15 protein-coding genes are annotated in these 19,085 nt (G+C 47.9%); 8 read left to right on the top strand and 7 right to left on the bottom strand.

Annotated elements, in window-relative coordinates; all coding sequences use genetic code 11:
* Positions 1-127 precede the first annotated feature (127 nt).
* Positions 128-970, bottom strand: coding sequence for a cysteine hydrolase (locus ACWA5Z_RS08170; RefSeq protein ID WP_431051324.1), 843 nt, complete (start codon positions 968-970; stop codon positions 128-130).
* A 158-nt stretch (positions 971-1,128) separates the two neighbouring features.
* On the opposite strand from ACWA5Z_RS08170, the gene ACWA5Z_RS08165 reads away from it, so the two are divergent.
* The 3 genes from ACWA5Z_RS08165 (at position 1,129) to ACWA5Z_RS08155 (ending at position 3,975) form a co-directional block, all read left to right on the top strand.
* Positions 1,129-1,956 carry a helix-turn-helix domain-containing protein gene (locus ACWA5Z_RS08165; RefSeq protein WP_431051322.1) on the top strand — a complete coding sequence of 276 codons (828 nt, stop codon included), beginning with the start codon at positions 1,129-1,131 and terminating at the stop codon, positions 1,954-1,956.
* A gap of 2 nt (positions 1,957-1,958) precedes the next feature.
* On the top strand, positions 1,959-2,459 hold the full coding sequence (locus ACWA5Z_RS08160) for a protein disulfide oxidoreductase (protein WP_431054319.1): 501 nt from the start codon (positions 1,959-1,961) through the stop codon (positions 2,457-2,459).
* A 166-nt stretch (positions 2,460-2,625) separates the two neighbouring features.
* The gene (locus ACWA5Z_RS08155; protein WP_431051320.1) at positions 2,626-3,975 is read left to right on the top strand and encodes a GntP family permease; all 1,350 of its coding nucleotides are present in this window, start codon (positions 2,626-2,628) and stop codon (positions 3,973-3,975) included.
* Between the two features lie 112 nt (positions 3,976-4,087).
* On the opposite strand, the gene mepM is transcribed toward ACWA5Z_RS08155, so the two are convergent.
* Entirely contained in the window at positions 4,088-5,665 is a 1,578-nt protein-coding gene (gene mepM, locus ACWA5Z_RS08150) for a murein DD-endopeptidase MepM (RefSeq protein WP_431051318.1), read from the bottom strand.
* A gap of 247 nt (positions 5,666-5,912) precedes the next feature.
* Here mepM and znuC point away from each other — a divergent pair, with 247 nt between their 5' ends.
* Both znuC and znuB read left to right on the top strand, forming a co-directional pair.
* On the top strand, positions 5,913-6,701 hold the full coding sequence (gene znuC / locus ACWA5Z_RS08145) for a zinc ABC transporter ATP-binding protein ZnuC (RefSeq protein WP_431054318.1): 789 nt from the start codon (positions 5,913-5,915) through the stop codon (positions 6,699-6,701).
* Between the two features lie 10 nt (positions 6,702-6,711).
* Entirely contained in the window at positions 6,712-7,497 is a 786-nt protein-coding gene (gene znuB / locus ACWA5Z_RS08140) for a zinc ABC transporter permease subunit ZnuB (protein WP_431051316.1), read from the top strand.
* A gap of 53 nt (positions 7,498-7,550) precedes the next feature.
* On the opposite strand, the gene prc is transcribed toward znuB, so the two are convergent.
* Together prc and proQ are read right to left on the bottom strand one after the other, a co-directional pair.
* Positions 7,551-9,575, bottom strand: a complete 2,025-nt coding sequence (gene prc / locus ACWA5Z_RS08135; RefSeq protein ID WP_431051314.1) for a carboxy terminal-processing peptidase — start codon at positions 9,573-9,575, stop codon at positions 7,551-7,553.
* 111 nt (positions 9,576-9,686) lie between these two features.
* Positions 9,687-10,424 (bottom strand): RNA chaperone ProQ, encoded by a 738-nt coding sequence (proQ, locus tag ACWA5Z_RS08130; protein WP_431051312.1) that lies wholly within the window; start codon positions 10,422-10,424, stop codon positions 9,687-9,689.
* Positions 10,425-10,672: 248 nt separating this feature from the next.
* On the opposite strand from proQ, the gene ACWA5Z_RS08125 reads away from it, so the two are divergent.
* Positions 10,673-11,938 (top strand): PqiA/YebS family transporter subunit, encoded by a 1,266-nt coding sequence (locus ACWA5Z_RS08125; RefSeq protein ID WP_431054317.1) that lies wholly within the window; start codon positions 10,673-10,675, stop codon positions 11,936-11,938.
* Positions 11,916-14,579, top strand: a complete 2,664-nt coding sequence (locus ACWA5Z_RS08120; protein WP_431051311.1) for a PqiB family protein — start codon at positions 11,916-11,918, stop codon at positions 14,577-14,579. Before ACWA5Z_RS08125 ends, ACWA5Z_RS08120 begins: the two co-directional genes overlap by 23 nt.
* A gap of 262 nt (positions 14,580-14,841) precedes the next feature.
* Here the strand turns inward: ACWA5Z_RS08120 and ACWA5Z_RS08115 are convergent, their stop codons facing one another.
* Both ACWA5Z_RS08115 and pepT read right to left on the bottom strand, forming a co-directional pair.
* Positions 14,842-15,966, bottom strand: coding sequence for an anhydro-N-acetylmuramic acid kinase (locus ACWA5Z_RS08115; protein WP_431051309.1), 1,125 nt, complete (start codon positions 15,964-15,966; stop codon positions 14,842-14,844).
* Between the two features lie 10 nt (positions 15,967-15,976).
* Entirely contained in the window at positions 15,977-17,218 is a 1,242-nt protein-coding gene (gene pepT / locus ACWA5Z_RS08110) for a peptidase T (protein WP_431051307.1), read from the bottom strand.
* Between the two features lie 225 nt (positions 17,219-17,443).
* Between pepT and adk the strand changes: the two genes are divergently transcribed.
* On the top strand, positions 17,444-18,088 hold the full coding sequence (adk, locus tag ACWA5Z_RS08105) for an adenylate kinase (protein ID WP_431051305.1): 645 nt from the start codon (positions 17,444-17,446) through the stop codon (positions 18,086-18,088).
* 68 nt (positions 18,089-18,156) lie between these two features.
* On the opposite strand, the gene ACWA5Z_RS08100 is transcribed toward adk, so the two are convergent.
* Complete coding sequence (locus tag ACWA5Z_RS08100; RefSeq protein ID WP_431051303.1) at positions 18,157-19,065, bottom strand: siderophore ABC transporter substrate-binding protein; 909 nt, start codon at positions 19,063-19,065, stop codon at positions 18,157-18,159.
* Positions 19,066-19,085: the final 20 nt, after the last annotated feature.

Below are 19,085 nucleotides of genomic sequence, written 5' to 3'. Positions count from 1 at the left end.
GTCGGATTTTTTTGGAATGGGGATCGCAGAATTGAAAAATAAGAAGAAAAAACCGCACTTTCTCAATGAAACAACAAAATTCATCTCAAAAGTGCGGTTTGCCGGGGTTCGTTAAAGGCTATTCACCTTAGATTTTAACGCCTAATTTTTTCACGGTTTCTTCCGTGGTCCACAGATCGTTAGCGATTAAACGGAAGTTAATCAATGCCGCTAAGTAGCCGTCGCCTTCAGGAATTTTCGGCCCTGCGGTCGCGTCTTTGACCACCGTCACTTCAAAGCCTTGTTCGATCAATTCACGCAAGTGCGATTCGATACACAAGTTTGCCGCCATCCCTGCCAAGATCACTTGATCCACGCCTTGTTTGCGTAATTGCAAGGCAACATCGTTGGTTTCCGGCCCAAAGATTTTGTGCGGGTTGGCGATGATGGTTTTGCCGTCATAGATATACGGTTTGTACTCTTCCATAAAGTCCGCGCCTGAACCTTCGAAACCTTCCATGGTGTATTGTCCTTTACGCGCAAACATACCGCTGTCATGCATGAAGTGTTCGCCCGGGCCACCGAATTTCCAGCTGTGATCGACCGGATAGTAATAGTGCGGCGAAACCACGACCGGGATATCAGCCGCTTTCGCCGCTTTAAACAGGCTTTCGATATTCGGCACGGTGTTGTTACGGGTAATGCTTTCGCCCATCACGCCCCAGCTGATCCCTTTCGGGCTTAAAAAGTCCACTTGCGGATCAACCACAACCAAGGCGACGCGTTTTTTATCCAATTTCATACCGTGACGCGGCATACCGTATTGTTCCGGTTCGGCATATGGGTCAGCGGCTTTCTTTTCACTCGCCGAAGCCGCCGCGCTTAATCCCATTGCGCCCAACGCCGTTGCCGCCATTGCAATTTGTGAACCTCTGCCTAATACTTGGCGACGTGTTGTATCAATTTGCTGTTCTTTATTCTCATTACTCATGGAAATCACTCCTTTTAGTTGACTATTCAAAATTAACATTGAAGAATATTTCATTCATGCCGCTGAAATACCCCTTGTTTGTTGCTTCGGGGTCAGTATAAGAAAAACATCATGCGGCAAGTTGACCGATCGTCCGGATTTTTTAACCGAGGAAACCAATGGATTCTTTAACCGAGTTTTTTGCCCGTTTTAATTTCAGAAGTGACCTTTTTTTTAGCAGCTTACTCTGCCGGATAGGGGAGTTTAACGAACCGAATAAAAGCTATTTGCATATTGTCCACGACGGCGCCTTCGATTTATTATTAAACAACCACCAGCAAAAGCGCATCAACGAACCTTGCGTGATTTTCTGCCCTAACAGCACCTTACACCGCATTAATCCGTTGGATGAAAGTGGAATTACCGTTTCATGTATCAGTTTTGATTTTGGCGAAGGGGTGAAAAATCCGCTGAACCAAGCTTTGGACGAATGTGTGATCATGCCGCTGAATGCTTGCCCCGAATTATTGGCGGTCGGTGACGCGGTTTATCAAGAATATCAAGTCGATAAATTGGGAAAAGCCCTTGCGATTCACCACTTGTGCAGCTATTTTTTGATTCGGATTATCCGCTACGGTTTGGAAAAACGGCAATTAACCACCGGATTTTTAAACGGGTTAAGCGACGCTAAATTGAGTAAACTGCTGACCGCACTTCATCAAAACCCGGCACATCCGTGGCAATTGGAAGAAATGGCGGAACTGGCTGCCATGTCGCGCTCTAATTTTTCCGCTTATTTTAAAAAAGTCATCGGCATTTCCGCCTTGGATTATTTGACCCAGTGGCGCTTGGCATTGGCGCAACGTAAACTGCGCGCCGGTACACCGATTGCAATCGCCGCGGAAGAAGTCGGTTACCAATACGCCAGCGCCTTCACTCGCGTTTTTACGGCTAAAGTCGGGATGTCGCCGCTGAAATGGTTGGCAAAGTACAAGGATAGTCAATGAGAATCAATGTAAAAAAAATCGCCAAGAACCTGCTGTCGCTGGTGCTCACCTTGATTGTGATGAGCGTGATCGTTGATTGGCTGCGCAAACCGCAAGTGCCGAATAATGCGGACAGCACCGCACTTTACGATTTGCAAAACCAGCCGTTCTTTTTAGCGCAACTCAGCCAAGACCGCCCGGCAATTCTCTATTTTTGGGGCACTTGGTGCGGCTATTGCCGCTATACTTCTCCTGCGATTGATTCGCTCGCCAAAGACGGCGTGCCGGTTGCCACTGTTGCCTTGCGTTCCGGCGATAAATCAACGGTGCAAGCCTATCTCGCTGAACACGATTACCAATTTCTGACCGTCAATGATCCGAATGGCGCCATTGCGCAACAATGGCAGGTTGCCGTCACTCCGACGATTATTATTTTTGATCAGGGCAAAATGGAATTTGCCACCAGTGGATTGAGCACTTACTGGGGGCTCAAAGTGCGGTTGTGGTTGGCGGAATGGTTCTAAGCGCGGCATTGACTTACTGATTAAAAAAAGAAGTTGAAGTTTATCGCAAATCCGAGAAGAAAATCTATTCAAAAAAAGAAACCCTTGATATGTTAAGCAGGTAGCCTGTCAGCGGCAGGCTATCAAGGTCGTCAAATGAATTCTCCAAAATAGGCGGGAGGTTTTTATGAGTGGTTTCGGACTGGTTATTCTCTTGATTGCGGGCATTTTGTTTATCGTTATTTCTACCGCAAAATACAAATTACACCCTTTTATTGCGTTATTACTCACGGCGTATGCTATCGCTCTGTTTTCCGGCGTGCCGATTGCCGATACGGTCAAAACCATTACCACCGGCTTCGGCGGTATCTTGGCGTATATCGGGATCGTGATTGTGCTTGGAACCATTATCGGCACGATTTTAGAAAAAACCGGTGCTGCGATTGCAATGGCGGATTTTGTCCTCGGTAAAATCGGCCGCCAACGCCCGGTGTTGGCAATGAGCATTATCGGCTACATTGTTTCCATTCCGGTTTTTTGTGATTCCGGTTTTGTGATTTTATCCTCGCTGAAAAAATCGCTGATTCGCCAAACCGGAAAATCGGCGGTGGCGATGTCGGTTGCCCTGGCAACCGGTTTATACGCCACTCACACCTTAGTGCCGCCGACCCCGGGGCCTATTGCCGCAGCAGGCAACCTACACGTCGGTAACTTAGGTTTAGTGATTTTGTTCGGGCTGGTTATTGCCCTGTTTGCGGTCGGTGCGGGTTATCTCTATGCCGAATGGGCGGGGAAACGTTATCGCTGCGCACAGGATGATCTCCCCAAATTGATAGATGACGAAGAGATTCAAGCGCTGTATAAACAAATTCCGTCAACCTTGAATGCATTCTTGCCGATTATCGTCCCCATCGGATTGATTGCTTTTGCTTCACTCTTAAAACTGCTGTTTGTCGGCGTGGATAATCCGGTATTGAAGTGCTTTTATTTTATCGGCGAACCGGTGACCGCACTGTTGATCGGCTTATTCTTTGCCGCCCGCTTATTACCGGAATGGAGCAAAACCACCTTAACCGATTGGATCGGGCAAGGCGTGAAAGATTCCGGCAGTATTTTGATCATCACCGCAGCCGGGGGCGCTTTAGGCGGGGTATTAAAAGCCAGCGGTATCGGCGATTACCTCGGATCGCTCTTGCAAGGCATGAGTTTAGGTATTCTAGTGCCGTTTATTATTGCCGCCGCCCTAAAAACCGCGCAAGGCTCCTCCACCACCGCACTGGTGGTCACGTCCACCATTATTTATCCGCTACTGCAACCGCTCGGTTTAGACAGCACCATCGGTTCGGTGCTCGCCATTATGGCAATCGGTGCCGGCGCCATGACCGTCTCCCATGCCAATGACAGCTTCTTCTGGGTGGTGGCGGAATTTAGTGAAATGGACGTTGAAACCGCCTATAAATCGCAAACCATGGCAACCTTGGTGCAAGGGATCGTCACGATTATCATCGTCGCCATTCTGGCTTGGATTTTGTTATAACACGCCCCTGACCGCACTTAAAAGTGCGGTCAATTTTCATCACCAAACGGCTAAAAAATCGGACTTAAGCGAGCGATTTACACAAAACCCCGCTGGCGGGCGGGGTTTGGAGCTATAGTTTCAATTTTCGCACGACTTCTTTCGATTTGGCTAAAAATGCCTTGCGTTCTTTCGCCGGTAATCCGGTGTTGCTGCCCGGCAGCTTCACTGTCATCGGATTGACCGGGCGGTCATTGATATGGAATTCATAGTGCAAGTGCGGTCCGGTGGAGCGGCCGGTATTGCCGGAAAGTGCGATCCGTTCGCCGCGTTTCACCTTTTGTCCCGGTTTGACTAGCGTTTTACTCAAGTGCATATACACGGTTTTATAATTGCGCCCATGCCGTAGCACAATATAACGCCCGGCACCGTTCGCCTGATAAGCGACTTTCACCACTTCGCCATCAGATGGGGCGATAATCGGCGTGCCTGTCGGCAAAGCAAAATCGACCCCTCTATGCGGGCTAATCCGTTTAGTGACCGGATGACGGCGTGCCGGATTAAAATGGGATGAAATCTTCGGCTGGCGCGTCAGCGGATAGCGGGCGAAACCACGTCCTAAGGTCTCGCCGTTGACATTAAAATACGCCCCGTTCGCCGCCTGAATCGCATAATAGCTTTTACCGCGGTGTACAATGTGAATCGCATCAACCCGTGCTTGTCCGGTGAGTTTATCGCCCAAATATTCTCTGTCCATTAAAATGGCGAACTTATCCCCTTTGCGCAAGGCTTTAATACTGACTTGCCACTGAAGTGCGGTCGCCAATTGATTAATCTGGCGCGCGGAAATGCCGTGCCGGGTGAGGCTGTTAGATAAGGAACCTTGAATTTGCCCTTTAATCACCTCGCTTTTCCAAACGCTTTTCTTTTTCAACACTTGTTGTGTATAGCTGCCGTTCGCTTGCCGTTCGTAAATCCGCTCTTCTTTATCCGATACCAGCCAGTTCATATATTGCAGCTGATCGTCTTTATTTAAGATCCAGTAAAATTGCTGCCCGGCTTTGAGATTATTCAAGTCCGGATAGGCTTTAATCAATGCCGCGCTGACCGACGGCTCCAAACCGGATTGATCGAGAATATCTTTCAGTTTTTGCCCTTTCACCACCGTTTCACTGAACTGATTGCTGATTCGCCATGCTTGGTCGGCAGCATCCAACAAAATGTCCAGCGCGCTCTGCGCTTCGTCCGGTAAATAATCGGTATCTTGCGCTTCACCGTCTACGACCGAACCCGGTTCGACCTCATCGTCCTCGGCGGTCAATTCGTCATCATAAGAGGTGGCATTCGGATCTTCTTCGTTTGCAGCCGGCGCGCTGTCTGCCGGTTGGGCTTTCGTCTGCTCACTCGAATTAAGCGCTGTTGTCGAGCTTGATTTCGGTTCCGATTCCTGTTCTGTCCCTGCCGATTCCGAAACGCCGGATTCCGTCGTGGTAACCGCCGCCGGAGATTCGGATTGAATGTGTTGATAAGCGCTTTCGGCTTCCGTTTGGCTCGGCAACGACTCCAGCCGCGGATCCGGTGTCACATTGCCGTCTTTAGGCAACAAAAAATACAGCGCCACAGCCCATAACAACACGAATATTGTCAGAAACAATATTTTTCGATTGCGGACACGCCTTTTTCTGTCCCTGGCTAAAATAACACTTTTCACAATAATTAATTCTTAAACATTTCCATCGCCGAAGACGGCGGATAAAGATAAAATAAAGCATGGTTGTGAGACACTGAAAAAGTTCAAAAAGTTCTTGGTTCGCCGTTCATCTGCCGATTAAAACGGCAATCAGAAAAGTTCAAGCGCTTTTTCATGCCTATTGCGGACGTATTGCGGTTGCATATTGTGTGCCTCGGTAAAATCCGCTATTCTGCTACTCTTTATCAGCAGCAAAGGCAACCTTGTGATCGACCGTCAGCAACAACCGCTTATCGAACTACAAAATATCTGTGTCAGCTTCGATTCCAAACCTATTTTGGATAAAATCAATCTACAACTTTATCCCGATTCGGTGACGACCATTGTCGGCCCTAACGGCGGCGGCAAATCGACCCTATTGAAGGTCTTGCTCAAGTTAATCCGCCCGAATAGCGGCACGGTGAAATCCAAAGCCAAGCTACGGATCGGCTATGTACCGCAAAAAATGTATCTCGATCATACCTTGCCGTTGACCGTAGCAAAATTTTTATCCCTTAAACAAGGCGTGCAAGCCGAGCAACTACAACAAATTTTGCAGCAGCTTTCGATTCAACGTCTGGCACAACAAAGCATGCACAAACTCTCCGGCGGTGAAATGCAGCGCGTATTGTTAGCGCGCGCGTTACTCAACCAACCGGAATTATTAGTGTTGGACGAACCGGTGCAAGGCGTCGATATTGCCGGTCAGGCGGAACTGTATCAGCTTATTAACCAAAGTAAAAGCAGAATTCACTGTGCGGTGCTAATGGTATCGCATGATTTGCATTTGGTGATGGCAAACACCGACCAAGTATTGTGCATTAACCAACATTTGTGCTGCGCCGGCACGCCGGAAATAGTATCCGAACATCCTGAATTTATTCAATATTTCGGTGATCAATTTGCACAAAGCTTCGCACTTTACACTCACCGCCATAATCATAAACACAATTTACACGGCGATGTCTGTTGTAGCAATGAAAGCGTTTCTGCCCATTGCCACCACACCCACAATTAGGATATAGCCCATGTTTGAAATTCTCCTGCCCGCTTGGATCTGCGGCATGATTTTATCGTTGCTGACCTCGCCTCTCGGCGCTTTTGTGGTTTGGCGCAAAATGTCCTATTTCGGCGATACCCTGGCGCATGCCTCCCTGTTGGGCGTAGCTTTGGGCTTATTGCTGCAAATCAATCCCTATTTTGCAATTATCGCGATGGTGTTACTGCTCGCTTGCCTATTAGTTTGGTTGGAAAATTACACCACGTTTTCGGCGGATACCCTGCTCGGCATTATTGCACACAGCGCCTTGTCCTTAGGGGTGGTGGCGATTGCGTTAATGGATAATGTGCGGGTTGATCTGATTTCTTACCTGTTTGGCGATATTCTGGCAGTGGACTACCACGATCTGTATTGGATTATCGGCGGGGCGGCAATCGTGTTAGTGGTGCTCATTCGGTTTTGGAAACCGTTACTCGCCACCACAATCAGCGCCGAATTGGCACAAGTCGAAGGCATTAACACCCGCGGAATGCAAATGATCCTAATGCTAATGACGGCTTTGACCATTGCCCTGAGCATGAAATTTGTCGGGGCTTTGATTATCACCTCGTTGTTGATTATTCCGGCGGCTACGGCACGACGCTTTGCCAAAACACCGGAGCAAATGGTTGTCATCGGATATCTGTTTAGCTGCCTTGCCATCAGTTTAGGATTGAGCCTATCCGCACTTTATGACACCCCGGCAGGTCCTTCGGTGGTGCTTGCCGCCTCGGGATTATTTACCCTGTCGTTGTTAAAACGCGAGCAACGGTAATAAAAACCCGTTGATTATTTTCAACGGGTCTTATTTTCTTTATTGACGGCTTACTATTGCTTAGTAAACGCAACATAATCCGCTGCAACTTTTTCTGCTTCACGCAAGAAGAAATCCGGAGCTTCATAATCTTTCGCCAAATCATCCAGATTTTTCAGCGGTTTTTTGCCTTCGGCTTTAAAACGCTCATTTAACGCTTTCAAGCGGCGGGCTTCATCGGTACGGTTTTCATCTTGTCTGTCTTTTAAGTTTAACGACAAGAACTTGCGCTCAGACCGCTCTTTTTGAATTTCCAGCTCTTTTTCCAATGCGATAAATTCGCGCTCTTGTGCAATCCGTTTTTGATGTAACGGAATCAAACGTTCGATATTCGCTTTTTGCGCCGGCATCACCGAGTAATCCGCCGCCGGTATTTTATCCCACGGCAAAGCATTATCTTCACTGCTTTCACCGACTTTATCCACATCGATTAACGACGGGAAAGTAATATCCGGATCAACCCCTTTGATTTGGGTGCTGCCGCCGTTAATACGGTAGAATTTTTGGATGGTGTATTGAATAAAGCCCAATGGCGACTGATCCATATCATACACAAAATTCAGCGGACGGCTCTGCTGTACCGTGCCTTTACCAAAGGTTTGTTGTCCTAAAATAATTGCGCGCTGATAATCCTGCATTGCCGCCGCAAAAATTTCGGAGGCGGAAGCACTGTAGCGATCAATCATCACGAACAGCGGACCTGGATACACCTGCGCACTATCCGGATCCTGATGAATACGAATGCGGTTATAGGCATCACGCACCTGCACAATCGGACCGTCGGAAATAAACAAGCCGCTCAATGACACGGCTTCGGTCAAAGCACCGCCGCCGTTTTCACGCAGATCGATAATCAGCGCTTGGACTTTTTTCTGTTGCGCCTGTGCCAATAACTTACGCACATCGTCGGTCAATCCCAGATAAAAACTTGGAATTTTAATCACGCCGATCTCACTGCCTTCAACCTTATTGACTTCCAGTTTAGCGGCATTGTCTTCGATCCGCACTTTATCGCGTACCAAGCTGATAATTCGGGTTTTTCCGCCTTTCGCCGGTTCGATTTCCAAGCGCACGGTCGAACCTTTCTTGCCTTTGATTTTGTCTACCACATCATCTAAACGCCAGCCGACAATATCTTCGATTTCGCCTTTTTCGCCTTGTCCGACCCCGACGATTTTATCGCCTGCCGCCAGTTTTTTGCTGCGCTCCGCCGGTGCGCCCGGCACCAAGGAACGGATAACGGTTTCGTCATCTTCCGATTGCAAGGTGGCACCGATTCCCTCAAGCGACAAATTCATATCTTCGGTAAAACTTTTGGCATTGCGCGGCGACAAATAACTGGTGTGCGGATCAATTTCACGGGCGAACGCATTCAAGAACAGCTGGGAAATATCGTCCGCTTTGGTTTGGTTCAGACGCAAAATCGCCAAATTATAGCGTTTGCTCAGTTTTTTCTTAATATCCGGCCATTTGCTGTTTTTCAAACGCTCGCTGATCACATCGTTTTTAAAGCGTTGTAACCAAAGTTTGTCTAACTCGGCAGTATCTTTCGGCCAAGTCGTCATTTTGGACCGGTCGATCTCAATTTGATCATTACCATTCAAATCCGGCTGTTTATCCAGTAGCGATAACAGATAAACATAACGTTCATAACGGCGTTTGGTCATCAATTCATAGGCTTTGAACGCCAATTTCAGCTCACCGGCATACAGGCTTTGCTGTAAGTCCTTGTCCGCCTCGGCGCGCAGGGTATCGACATCGCTTTGTAAAAAGGTGTTATGGTTATAATCGAGGAAATTCAGATAACGGGTAAACATTTTGTCTAAAAACGCCTGATCAATCGCAAATTTACTGTAATGCGATTGAGTTAAGCGTGCAGTGACGCGTTTGACCGCGGTTGACTGGGTTTCTCCCGGTTGCGGCAATTGAATATCTTCATATTTCAAATTCGCTTTCACCGCTTGAACCGGTTGTGCCGTCAATGTTAAGGAAGCAAACAACACGGCAAACAAACCATATTGTAATTTTTTTATCTTCATCCTCAATTCCTAAAAGAAACGTTTAGTAGTTAGCCGAAGCCCGAAATAAATAAAACACCGCACTTTGCTCAAGCGCGATGTTTATGTGATTAGCCGACAAATACGAATAAGCTATTCTGCATGGTATAAGTGTTCAAATGCCACATTCAAGGTCATGCCGCTTTGCAGCTGCACTCTGACAGAATCTTTCATCACCTCGATCACGGTTGCCGAGTTGGCTTTTTCCGCCAGTTTTACCTTCACCGCTTGCCCTTTTTGCAACCCTTCGACACTGATCGGCGTCAATTTCAATTCGGGTTTACGCACTTTGTTGCTATCACCGGTAGTTTTTTCGTGCTTCACATGGACTTTAGCCGGACGGCGTTGCGCCTTTTTAGCTGCCGTTTTTTTGCTCGCATTTTCCGTTTTATCGTTTTTATCCGCCTGTTTGGCTTTTAACGCCGCACGCATTTGCGCTTTGCGTTCCGCAACTTTGGCTTTCGCTTGCTGTAATTGTTCGGCGGCATGATCGGCATGTTCTTGTTCTAATACGCCGCTTGCATTACCGTCCAAATCGACCCGCACCGCACCTAACTTGCAGCCGTGCAGATAACGCCAGTTAGAGGTATATTGACGCAACGCTTGACGCAGCTGGGTTTTGCTGACCCGTTCATCACCTTCAAGTGCGGTTGCCAAATCTTGAAAAATACCGATTTTTAGCGGTTTGGCTTCCCCTTCCAAACTAAAACAAAGCGGAAATTTTTCTGCAAGATAAGCAATCACTTCTTTGCTGTTGCCTAATTTTTGTAACTCAGGCTGTTGTTGTACTGGTTGTTGTTCCAACTGTTGTTCTACTTGTTGTTCTGACATGAAATTATTACTTCCTGAATCGTATTATCAAATTTTTGCCGAGCCGATATGCGCGGCAAGAAACTAAGTCGATAGGGGCATAGTCTAGCTTAATTTTTGATTGCTTGACAACATTTAATCATGTGATTTGGCATAACAACCCGTTGTTTTCTCGAATTTACACCGTTTTTCCTTTCCGGCACGGCTATAGTCATCAATTCCGCTTTATATTATAATTGACCATTAACACAATTTTTACAGGAACGGTTATTATTAAAATCTTATCCCGAGTCAGCCAACAGCATTTACTGCGCTGTGACGAATGCGATACGCTGGTCAGCGTGCCGCGTTTACATTCACGGCAGGTTGCCTGTTGCCCGCAATGCGGCGCCGAATTACGCTCCGGCAATCGCTGGAGTTTGCGTCGTTGTGCAATCATTGCACTCTCGATTCTGATTTTAATGCCGTTTGCATTCACCTTTCCGCTGCTCAGCATCGAATTGCTCGGCGTGCCGGTTTATGCCTCGGTGTGGGAAGGCGCATGGAAAATCGCCACTAACAATGATATTTACACCGCCTTTATGGTGTTGCTGTGCGCGATTATCATGCCGCTCTGTTTTGCCAGTTTGGTGCTGTTTTTATGGATCGCCAAACGCTTTCGGCATCGTCCGCGTAATCTGCTGTTAATGCTGGGTTATATCAAACCTTGGGTGATGTTGGATGTCTATCTGGTCAGCTTGGGTGTCGCCGCGTTTAAAGTGCGCGAATACGCCACGCTGACGATTGATATTTATTTTTTGGCTTTCGTGTTTACCGCACTTTTAACCACGTTGTTGTTTATCAAGATTAATCCGCTTGCCTTATGGAACGAATTTTATCCGCAATTCGGCTATCCGACCAAGAACGAAGAGGAAAAAACGACACTCAAACATTGCCACCAATGTAACTACACCTTTGCCGAAGCGCATGGTACGCGCGACAGCAAAGGGCGGCTGTATTGTCCGCGCTGCGAATCGCTGTTGGATATTGATGACAATGCCAAATTACAGCGCACTTGGGCGGCGTTGATTGCCGGCATTATTATGCTGATTCCGGCAAATTTGCTGCCGATTTCTTATGTTTACCTTAACGGCGTACCGAGTGGCGACACCCTGATTTCCGGGGTCATCACGTTCGTCGGCATGGGCAGCTATTTCGTGGCTTTCGTGGTGTTTACCGCCAGTATTTTTGTGCCGTTCAGCAAAATTTTCGCTATGATTTATCTATTAATCAGCGTACAACGCAAAAAAATCGGCAATATTCATAAAAAAATGAAGTTGCTGCATTTGGTGCATTTTGTTGGACGTTGGTCAATGTTGGACTTGTTCGTGCTCTCACTGATGATGTCGTTGGTGACACGCGGACAATTGATTAATTTTTCAGTCGGCCCCGCCGCCTTTTATTTCGGCGCCGCCGTTTTTCTTACCATGATTGCCGCCGAGCAATTTGACAGCCGTTTACTTTGGAAATTATATGACAAGCAACACGCCAAATAATCCGCCCGCAGCCGGATTTAAGCCGGAAAAAGTACACAATGCCACGCTGAAACGTTTAAAAAGTATCTCGCCGTTCTGGTTACTGCCGATTGTCGCCCTGATTATCGGTTTGACCCTGTTTGCCAAAATTTTGGACGAACAAGGCGAAAGCATTACCATTTATTTCACCAATGGTGCGGGAATTAGTGCCGATAAAACGCCGGTGCGCTATCAAGGGCTGCAAATCGGGGTGGTCAGAAAGGTTCAATTTACCGAAGATCTGAAACAGATCCGCGTCACCGCCAGCATTAATCCGGAAGCGAAAGCCGTATTACGCGAGAACACCAAATTCTGGTTGGTGCAGCCGAGCGCCTCGCTTGCCGGGATTTCCGGTTTGGATGCGTTGGTTTCCGGCAACTATATCACCCTTGCGCCGGGCGACGGCGACAGTGCCGATGAATTTGTCGCCGAATCGGAAGGTCCGATGGCGCAAATGGACGAAGGTGATATTTTAGTCCATCTGTTAGCCGATAATTTAGGCTCGATTTCGGCAGGCGCGTCCGTCACTTATCGTAAAATTCCGGTCGGTTCGATTTCCGATTACCGTTTTAAAGAAGCGCTTCAAAAAGTGGAAATTGATGTGGTGATCCAAAAATCCTACGCCCATTTAGTCAAAAAGGATTCCCGCTTTTGGAACAGCAGCGGCTTGCAAACCGACATCAGTCTGAGCGGGATTTCCGTCGATATGGACAGCTTGACCTCGTTGGTGATCGGTGGCGTTTCCTTTGACTCGCCGGACGACAGCCCAAGTGCGGTCAGCGGCGAAAGTTATATGCTGTTTAAAGACGAGAAATCGGCACAGCGCGGGATTGAAGTCGATATTACCCTGCCGAATATCCGCGGTTTAAAAGTCAATACCACGCCGCTCTATTATCAAGGTTTCAAAATCGGCACGCTGTCGGCACTCAATGTCAATCTTGAGGGCGAAATCAACAATACCGTGCAAGGCAAATTATTAGTCAATGACAATATGCGCAATCTGTTGCGCAGCGGCAGTAAGATCACCATTAACGAAAACAGTTTGGCGACAGATGACCTGAGCAATTTGGAAAAACTGCTGGCAGGTCCTTTCTTCACCCTTGTCGCCGGCAGTGGCGATCCACAAACCGAATTTACTGTACTGACCCAATCGGAATTATTGCTAAGTCTGCCCGATACCCTCGTGCTCCAGCTATCTGCGCCGGAAACCTATAATGTCAATGTCGGACAAGGGATTTTTTATAACGGCATTCGTATCGGTGAAATCGCACAACGGCAGGTTTCGGTGGACGGGGTCGAATTCAAAATTGCGATTGCCGGCGAATATCGCCATCTGATTTATGCCAATACCAAATTTGTCGCCGCTGCTAATTTAAATGTCAATATCGGCGTGGACGGGATTCAGTTTGAAGCCGCCGCCCCGGAACGCTGGCTGCAAGGCGGAATTCGGGTCGCCGTCAACCGCCAAGGCGAAGGCAAACCGCTGTCCGCTTATCCGCTGTATAAGGATCTGAGCAATGCCGCCGCCGGGATCACCGGAGACAACCTGCAACCGAATATCACCCTCAGTTCCGCCGCCTTGCCGGGAATCGAAAGCGGCTCGCTGGTGCTGTATAAACAATATCCGGTCGGACAAATCATCGCCGTGCGCCCGACCGATAAAGATTTTCAGATTGATGTGTTTATTAACAATCAATATCGTAATTTATTGACTGCGCGCAGTAAATTCTGGAGCGAGAGTGCGGCGCAGGTTGACATCAGCCCGAAAGGCGTGACCATTCAAGCCGCACCGGTCATGCGCACCTTAAAAGGCGCGATCAGCTTTGAAAATTTTGGTGCGGCGTCAAACAGCAAGCAACTCTACAGCTCGGAAATTGCAGCGCGCTCGGCGGGCAATGAAATTATTCTAACCTCAACCGACGCACGCGATCTGAGCAAAGGCATGCCGATTCGCTATATGGGCGTGACTATCGGTGAAGTGGTGTCGATCGATCTCGATCAGAAAAATAACCGTATCCGCAGCAAGGCATTAATCCAACCGAATTACTATGCGCTGATCAGCAAAAAAGGCAGCCGCTTTAAACTGATTTCGCCGCGCATTTCCGCCGGTGCGATCGATAATATCGACAGCTTATTGCAGCCATATATTGACGTAGAGGTCGGCAAAGGCGAAACCAGCAAGACCTTCCGCCTGATTAAAGAAATGAGCAATGCCACCAAATTTGCCAACGGTATGCCGCTGATTTTGGAAACCTCCAGCGCCTTCAATTTAAGTGAAGATTCACCGGTGCAATACCGCGGGGTAGAAGTGGGCTTAGTGCAAAAAATCCGGTTGAACGAACTGGGTGATCGGGTGTTGGTCGATATTATTATCAGTGATAAATATAAGCATTTGGTGCGGCAAAATTCGCAATTTTGGATCACCTCCGGTTACAGTTTCGGTTTTGGTTTGCAAGGGTTTGAATTCGAAACCGGCAGCGTGCAGCAATTCCTGAAAGGCGGTATCACCTTCGGCACGCCGTCCGGTACGGTAGTGCAACCTGCCGCCAAAGCCAAACAACGTTTCCTGTTGCAACAACAATTGCCGCCGGATTCTAAATTCTGGAATCAGGGCGCGTATTAGATTATTGATAAAAGTTACCGGTATAGTAGGGGCGGATTAGATATCCGCCCGAGATTGTTGACAAACTGACTTCTCCCTCCGCGTGCGGAGGGAGTACCATTTTTCGCAAGAAAAATGGAGAGGGAGGGGGAATATGAAAATGCAACATATTCATTTTTAACATTCTTTATGCCTCCCTCCGTCCTTCGGACACCTCCCTCCGTATACGGAGGGAGAGAAATATATAATCCGCCCTTACTTTTTTACGCTTTTAAACCCTTAATCATCTCTCCGCCGGATAAATCGCCCCGAGCGAGACCGCACTTTGCGCCCCGGTGACGCTCGGCAGATTGCCTGCCAAATTGTGCATGCGTTGATAAGCAAGCCAAGCAAATGCCGCAGCTTCGACATCGTCGACATTTAAGCCAACTTCCGTGGTCGTCAACACCTGCCAATCGGTTAAAAGTGCGGTTAAGCGCTGTATGATTAACGGATTTCTTGCACCGCCGCCACACACCAGTAAGCGGCACGGCAAGCCTGCTTGTGCCGCGATCGGCAGTAATTGCCGTACGATACTTTGCACGGTCAATTCAAGCAAGGTCGCTTGCACATCTTCGGCGGCAATGGCGGGTAACGCTTGCATTTTTTGTTGCAGCCAAGCCAAATTAAATAACTCGCGTCCGGTGCTTTTCGGCGGCGGCAAACTGAAAAACGGTTCGTCTAACAAACTCTCCAGCAGTGCCTGATCGACCTGACCGCACTTTGCCCATGCGCCGTCTTTGTCGTAGCGCTTGCCTAGATGGCGTTCAATCCACACATCCAATAACGCATTACCCGGCCCGGTATCGTAGCCAATCACCGTTTGTCCCGGCACTAACACGGAAATATTGCTGATCCCACCGATATTCAACACCACATTAATCCGATCCGTTTCACTGAAGATCGCCTGATGAAATGCCGGCACTAACGGCGCGCCCTGTCCGCCGAATGCCATATCTTTGCGCCGGAAATCCGCCACCACGCTAATGCCGGTTTTTGCCGCCAATAAATTAGCGTCGCCGATTTGCATGGTAAACGGATACTCACTGTCCGGCGAATGCCAAATGGTTTGCCCGTGGCAACCGATCGCCTGAATCTGATCGGCGGCTAATTGCTGTTCCGCCACAAACCGATTGACTACTTCGGCATACAATAACGCCAAACGATGATCCAATTCGCCAAGTTGTTGCAAGCTGGTTTGTCCGCTGCTGAACAACGCCGACAGCCGGTTGCGTAATTCCTCGGGCATTGGCATAAAATCGGCGGCAAGCAAGTGCGGTGTATCCGGTTGCTGAAAATCAACCAACGCCAAATCCACCCCGTCCAAACTGGTGCCGGACATCAGTCCGATATAATATTGCGGCTGCATGGTCACCTCATTAGATATTTTGTGCATTGGCGGCAATATTGACAATCACATCAACCGCACTTTGCATACTCTGCACACAGGCAAGTTCATATTTACTATGGAAATTATAGCCGCCGGTGAAAATATTCGGACAAGCAATGCCCACTGCCGCCAATTTGGCGCCGTCAGTGCCGCCGCGAATCGGTTTTTCCAACGGCGTAATGCCGCAATTTTTCATCGCTTTTTTTGCCAATGCCAACGCTTGCGGCGTGCGGCGGATGACTTCATACATATTCTGATAATGATCGCGAATGTCGCACTGTAAACGCTGTTGCAGATGATGTTTCCGTGCAAATTCGTCCGCCCATTGGCGAAACTGCTGCTTTCGCTGTGTAAAGCGTTCGGTGTCAAACTCACGAATTAAATAGTGCATTTTCGCCTGTTCGATATCGCCCTCAATACTATCCAAATGGAAGAAACCTTCGCGCGCCTCCGTTTTTTCCGGCACGTCTTCTTTCGGCAAACACTGATGAAAATCGCACGCCAATGCCAGTGCATTAATTAATTTACCCTTGGCTGTGCCGGGGTGGACGGAATGCCCTTGAATCCGAATTTCCGCCGACGCCGCATTAAAATTCTCCGCTTGCAACTCGCCCAACTCGCCGCCGTCAATGGTGTAAGCCCAATCACATTGAAAATCCGCCAATGGGAAAAAATCCATACCTAAACCGATTTCTTCATCCGGGGTAAAGGCGATACGGATATTGGCATGCGGAATTTTACTGTGGATCAGTTGCTCAAGTGCGGTCATGATCTCCGCAATGCCGGCTTTATTATCCGCCCCCAGCAAGGTATTGCCATCCGTCACGATTAACGATTGCCCGACCAGTTGATGTAGAAAATGGTAATCGACCGGGCTGATATAGTCGTCGCCTTTGCCTAATGCAATATCGCCGCCGCGATATTCTTGGATCAACTCGGCTTTGACGTTTTTACCGCTCATTTGCGGCGAAGTGTCGAGGTGGGTGATAAAACCAATGGTGCGGGTGCTGCCGCAATTGGAAGGCAAAAGTGCGGTCAGCACGCTGTGGCGGCTGAGTTTAATTTCGCTTAATCCTAATAATTCCAGCTCCTCAACGAGCTGTTCCGCCAAATGAAATTGCCCGATAGAACTCGGTGATTTTTGCGCGTCCGGCTTTGATTGCGTATCAAAGGTAATATAGTGGAAAAAACGCTCCAGTAATTTTTCACGCTGTTGAAATGGTATCGACATGTTCTTATCCCCTAATGTGCAATCAAATTTAAATTACGCTTGTATTGTATGTCGGTTTATAAAACAAAATCATGATCGATAACAATTTTTCTTAATTTTATCCAAACCGCACTTTATGCCGTTTTTATGGAAATATGTCACAAAAACCAGATTATTACCAATCAAACCTTGAGTTTCTACCGCCAGAAAGGTATGTTATAGCGTTGTTTTATTTAAGAGGTAATTATGAAAATCATTTTATTAGGCGCACCGGGCGCGGGCAAAGGCACACAAGCCCAGTTCATTATGAACAAATACAATATTCCGCAAATTTCCACCGGCGATATGCTGCGTGCAGCAATCAAGACGGGCAGCGAGTTAGGCAAACAAGCCAAGCAATTAATGGACGAGGGCAAATTAGTGCCGGATGATCTGATTATTGCCTTGGTGAAAGAACGTGTGGCGCAAGCTGACGCCGCCAACGGTTTTTTGCTGGACGGCTTCCCACGCACCATTCCGCAGGCGGACGCATTAAAAGAAGCGAATATTGCGATTGATTTCGTGTTGGAATTTGACGTTGCCGACGAAGTGATTGTCGAGCGCATGAGCGGACGCCGCGTGCACCCGGCTTCCGGTCGGGTTTATCATGTGGTTTACAACCCGCCGAAAGAAGAAGGCAAAGACGACGTAACCGGCGAAGAGTTGATTATCCGCGCCGATGACAAACCGGAAACCGTGTTGGATCGCTTAAGTATCTACCACAACACCACCAAACCGTTGGTGGATTATTACCAAACCGAAGCGAAAAACGGCAACACCCAATATTTCCGTTTGGACGGCACGCAAGCCGTTGAAACGGTGAGTGAAAAATTAGCCGAGATTTTGGGCTAAGCTACCAATATTGTTCTATTTGTTAAAAAACCATGCCCTAGGCATGGTTTTTACTCTTTAAACGCCAATCACTCGACCGCTTTCAGCATTTCCTGATTCATGGCTTTCATCGACTGCAAGCCGCCCATCACTAAATACCAGTTCACCGAGTCCAAGAACACAATATTGCCGTTTTGATAGGCTTTCGAACCTTTGATTAACGCGTTATCAAATACCTTTTCCGCATTGCCGGCTTTTTTGGTGATCGCTGCGGTACGGTCAATCACGAAGATATAATCCGGATTTTTATCCAATACGTATTCAAAGGTGACCTTCATGCCGTGGCGGGATTCTTGGATATTCGGATCGGCTTGGGCGAAGCCGTAATCCTGGTAGATCATGCCGTAGCGCGAATTCGGGCCAAAAGTGCTGATATTACTTTCGTTCGCCAATAACACCAACGCATTTTTGCCCTTGGCTTTTGCCGCAATCGTTGCCAAATCTTGATCAATCGTTTTTAACTCGGTTTCGGCTTGTTCGCTTTTACCGATAATTTGTGCGATATTGCGCACATTTTGTTGGAACGACGGATAGAATTCCAAATATTTAATGTCGCTGAAATAGATCGGCGAAATCTCTTTAAAACGATCAACCAATTGGTTTTGGCGGGCGGAAATAATGGTCAATGCCGGCTCCACTTCATTCAGACGCTCGAAATTCGGTTCCATTAAGCCGCCAATATCCGCATATTTTTTATCTTCATATTTTTTCAGATAAATCGGTAATGGCGTGGATTTCGGCACCGCGGCCACGTTTTCACTGCCGAGTGTGTCTAAAATATCCAAAGCCGGAAAATCAAAAATCGCAATGCTTTTCGGATCTTTCGGTACGTCCAGCTCGCCAATGGTCGTCGCCAGTTTAATATCTGCTGCCTGCGCCACAGCAACGGTTAATGTTGCCAATAGGGTGACGGCGAAACGACGAAATGTTTTACGCATAAATTCTCCTGTTTGTTAAG

The organism is Testudinibacter sp. P80/BLE/0925 (assembly GCF_053570785.1).
This window is presented reverse-complemented; position numbering and strand designations above follow the sequence as displayed.

Excerpts from the sequence above, each read along its gene's own strand:
- pepT (WP_431051307.1), bottom strand. The coding sequence starts at position 17,218 with ATGTCGATACCATTTCAACAGCGTGAAAAATTACTGGAGCGTTTTTTC.
- ACWA5Z_RS08155 (WP_431051320.1), top strand. The coding sequence starts at position 2,626 with ATGAGTGGTTTCGGACTGGTTATTCTCTTGATTGCGGGCATTTTGTTT.
- znuB (WP_431051316.1), top strand. The coding sequence starts at position 6,712 with ATGTTTGAAATTCTCCTGCCCGCTTGGATCTGCGGCATGATTTTATCG.
- prc (WP_431051314.1), bottom strand. The coding sequence starts at position 9,575 with ATGAAGATAAAAAAATTACAATATGGTTTGTTTGCCGTGTTGTTTGCT.
- ACWA5Z_RS08100 (WP_431051303.1), bottom strand. The coding sequence starts at position 19,065 with ATGCGTAAAACATTTCGTCGTTTCGCCGTCACCCTATTGGCAACATTA.
- proQ (WP_431051312.1), bottom strand. The coding sequence starts at position 10,424 with ATGTCAGAACAACAAGTAGAACAACAGTTGGAACAACAACCAGTACAA.
- ACWA5Z_RS08165 (WP_431051322.1), top strand. The coding sequence starts at position 1,129 with ATGGATTCTTTAACCGAGTTTTTTGCCCGTTTTAATTTCAGAAGTGAC.
- adk (WP_431051305.1), top strand. The coding sequence starts at position 17,444 with ATGAAAATCATTTTATTAGGCGCACCGGGCGCGGGCAAAGGCACACAA.
- ACWA5Z_RS08115 (WP_431051309.1), bottom strand. The coding sequence starts at position 15,966 with ATGCAGCCGCAATATTATATCGGACTGATGTCCGGCACCAGTTTGGAC.
- ACWA5Z_RS08120 (WP_431051311.1), top strand. The coding sequence starts at position 11,916 with ATGACAAGCAACACGCCAAATAATCCGCCCGCAGCCGGATTTAAGCCG.
- ACWA5Z_RS08170 (WP_431051324.1), bottom strand. The coding sequence starts at position 970 with ATGAGTAATGAGAATAAAGAACAGCAAATTGATACAACACGTCGCCAA.